At 62.4% G+C, this 1,844-nt stretch carries 3 protein-coding genes; all 3 read left to right on the top strand.

The window, feature by feature from the left end:
• The first annotated feature begins 157 nt into the window (after nucleotides 1–157).
• The gene (locus ACXRVY_RS26855; RefSeq protein WP_458238714.1) at nucleotides 158–1,123 is read left to right on the top strand and encodes a Bug family tripartite tricarboxylate transporter substrate binding protein; all 966 of its coding nucleotides are present in this window, start codon (nucleotides 158–160) and stop codon (nucleotides 1,121–1,123) included.
• Nucleotide 1,124: 1 nt separating this feature from the next.
• Nucleotides 1,125–1,607, top strand: coding sequence for a tripartite tricarboxylate transporter TctB family protein (locus tag ACXRVY_RS26850; protein WP_223463343.1), 483 nt, complete (start codon nucleotides 1,125–1,127; stop codon nucleotides 1,605–1,607).
• Nucleotides 1,608–1,622: 15 nt separating this feature from the next.
• On the top strand, nucleotides 1,623–1,844 hold a 222-nt coding region (locus tag ACXRVY_RS26845), incomplete at its 3' end, for a tripartite tricarboxylate transporter permease (RefSeq protein WP_458238713.1).

Genomic DNA, 1,844 nt, shown 5'->3' with positions numbered 1-1,844 from the left:
CGCTCCCACAGGGGGTTTGCAGCGTCCTTGGCAGGTGGTTTCAGCAAAACAGATCAACCCACGGATCCATGGCCTAAGCTTGTCCGCAGGCCCATGTTCATCGCACACCTCGATGGGCGAACGGCACCTATAAAAACAATGCAATCAGGAGATACCCATGTCCGCTTTGATCCGTCGTTTCAGTCGCTGCATGGCCGCTGGTTTGACCGCTGTCGTGCTGGTCGCCCCCGTCTTCGCGCTGGATACCGTGAAATTCATGGCCCCGGGTTCGGTGGGCGGTGGTTACGACCAGACCGCCAGGGTGCTGGGCAAGGCCATGGTCGAAGCCAATACCGCCAAGGCCGTGACCTTCGAGAACAAGGGCGGGGSGGGCGGGACCCTGGGGCTGGCGCAATTTGCCAACAGCACCAAGGGTGACCCGAACGCCTTGCTGGTGGTCGGCGCGATCATGGTCGCGGGCATCGAACAGAACAAACCGCAGATCAGCCTGAAGGATGTGACGCCGATTGCCCGGCTGTTTACCGAATACAACGTGATCGCCGTGCGCAAGGAGTCCGAATACAAGACCCTCGATGACCTGATCAAGGCCTTCAAGGCCAATCCGACGAGCATCACCTGGGGCGGCGGCTCCAAGGGCTCGGTGGATCACATCGGCATCGCCGAGCTGGCGGGCAAGCTGGACGTGCCGGTCAACAAGGTGAATTACGTGGCATTTGGTGGCGGTGGCGAGGTGGTTGCCCAGGCGCTGGGCGGCCAGCTCAAGGTGATCACCGGCGGTTACGCCGAGCTGGGCCAATACATCAAGACCGGTCAGTTCCGTGTCCTGGCCATCGGTGCGCCGGAGCGCGTTCCCGGCATTGAGGCACCGACCCTCAAGGAGAGCGGCTATGACGTGACGATCGGCAACTGGCGCGGCGTTTACGGTGCAGCGGGCCTCACCCCGCAGCAGCGTAAAGAGGTGATCGACGCGGTCGTGGCCGCCACCAACAGCAAGGTCTGGCAGGACAATATCCAGACCAACGCCTGGACGCCCAGCGTGCTGACCGGCGATGAGTTCGGTAAATTCGTCGAGGAAGAACACGTGAGGTTGCGCGCCATGCTGGTCAAGGTCGGGCTGATTTGAAATGGCCACACTACGTACAGTGGTGCCGACGCAATTGGCCGTCGGCATCGGCCTGATCGCCATCAGTGTCGTGTTGGCGATGGGTGCCTACCGTTTTCCGCCGGAAATGGGTTTCGTCATCCTGCCGGCGTACGTTTATCCCTATGTCGTGGCAGGGTTTCTGGGCGCCGTGGGGCTGCTGCTGGGGTATCAGGCCATCAGTGGCGGCTTTCGCGAACTGGATAACGACACCGCCACGGTGCCCGGTGGAAAAGCCGGTGCGGCCTGGGTGACCGCGGGGCTTGTCGGGGTGGCGCTGCTGATCAACCTCATCGGTTTTGTGCTGGCCGCCGGGTTGCTGTTTGCCTGTTCGGCGCGGGGTTTCGGCAGCCGTCATCCCCTGCGGGACCTGGCCATCGGCATTGCCTTGACCCTGCCGATCTACTGGCTGTTCAACGCCGGGCTGGGGGTTTCCCTGCCGTCGCTGATCAACATCTGGCTTTGAAAGGAGATCGACACTGTGGACATTCTTTCAAGCCTGGCGATGGGTTTTGCCGCGGCGCTGACGCCGATCAATCTGATGTGGGGGTTCATCGGCTGCCTGCTCGGCACCGCCATCGGCGTGTTGCCGGGGATCGGTCCGGCGCTGACGGTGGCCCTGCTGTTGCCGATCACCGCCAAGGTCGACCCCACTGGCGCCTTGATCATGTTCGCCGGTATCTATTACGGCGCGCAGTTCGGC

Source organism: Pseudomonas sp. P5_A2_2 (genome assembly GCF_054177685.1).
This window is presented reverse-complemented; position numbering and strand designations above follow the sequence as displayed.